Annotated in this window: 2 protein-coding genes; both read right to left on the bottom strand. The window is 48.0% G+C overall.

What is annotated here, in order from left to right; all coding sequences use genetic code 11:
* The coding region (locus WEIDD23_RS00855) for a single-stranded-DNA-specific exonuclease RecJ (RefSeq protein ID WP_197458757.1) at positions 1-969 on the bottom strand (969 nt) is incomplete at its 3' end.
* A gap of 16 nt (positions 970-985) precedes the next feature.
* Positions 986-1424 (bottom strand): MBL fold metallo-hydrolase (locus WEIDD23_RS00850; protein WP_242865351.1); only part of this gene is annotated, 439 nt, incomplete at its 5' end.

The raw sequence follows: 1424 nt of genomic DNA, 5'->3' as shown, positions 1-1424 counted from the left end.
CTGTCGTTCACGATTCAACGTTTCAATTTGACCAGCCAACGCACTCGCTTCCTCTGGATCATCGGCTAACAACAGCCGGACACCATCCGTTGCATCGGCTAAACGGCCGAGTGCATTTAAACGTGGTCCGATGGTAAAACCAATCGTCATTGAATCGATATCGGCTTGATTAGTGCCAGCAGTTTGTAGTAAGGCTGCTAAACCAGGGCGTGGATCTTCCTTGAGATTAGCCAAGCCCATTGCAACAATTGCCCGGTTTTCGTCAACCAATTCCATCACATCAGCGACCGCTCCCAAAGCGGCCAAATCCATCACTTCATCAGCTGGCTCTTCCAACAAAGCCGAGGCAACTTTAAAGGCCACGCCGGCACCAGATAAGCCACCAAATGGATATGCCCCATCTGGGTGACGTGGGTGAACCACCGCAACCGCCTCTGGTAACTCGGCAGGCATCTCGTGGTGATCAGTCACAATGACGTCGACCCCGTTATTCATTAACCAAGCGACTTCATCCCGTCCTGACACACCATTATCGACTGTAATCAATAATTGCATGCCTTCACCAGCTAAACGTTGATACTGCGCTAAATTAGGGCCGTAACCATCTTTAAAACGGTTAGGCACATAATAACTAACATCGGCGCCCATCAACTCCAAGGCCCATGTCATGATGGCGGTACTGGTAATGCCGTCCACATCATAGTCCCCGTACACGACAATCTTTTCACCATTGTCAATGGCCGTCATGATTCGTGTAATCGCAACATCCATATCATGTAATAAGAACGGGTCATATAAGCCTTCAACACCAGGACGCAAAAACGCATTAGCCGTTTCAATGGTATCATAGCCACGATTAACTAAAATTTTGGCAACCAATTCTGAAACACCAAAGGTCTCAGCGATTTCTTTGGCTGCCGCCTCGTTTGCAACGGCCGGGAAATCCCATTGATAGTGTGGTGAAATCATCTGTTTGCCTCCTTACTTACTGTTCGTCTTCATCTACCGGCGTCAATTTAACTGGTTTGCTATTGCTTTGCTCACCAAACGGCACCTCAAATACATCAAAATCGTTCACAACGCGGGTATTTTCAAAAATTGTCCGCGCTTGATAAGCGAGTTCATTCGCTGACTTACCGGCATAACGCGCTGAAATGTGCGTTAGCAATAAGCGACCCACGCCAGCATTTTCAGCGACTTCAGCCGCCTGAATGCTCGTTGAGTGGTAGTGATTACGCGCTTGTTTACCTTCACCTTTACCATAGGTTGATTCGTGCACGAGGACATCAGCCCCTGTCGCAAGCTCACCAGCATTTGGTGTCTTACGCGTATCACCTAAAATAACAACTGTCCGGCCTTTTTTAGCAGGGCCAATGACATCAGCACTCTTAATTTCACGGCCATCAGGCAATGTAATATCATTG

The organism is Weissella sp. DD23 (assembly GCF_001579105.1).
Classification (GTDB): domain Bacteria; phylum Bacillota; class Bacilli; order Lactobacillales; family Lactobacillaceae; genus Weissella; species Weissella cibaria.
The sequence above is the reverse complement of the archived record's forward strand: the minus strand, read 5'-3'. Positions and strand labels throughout refer to the sequence as shown.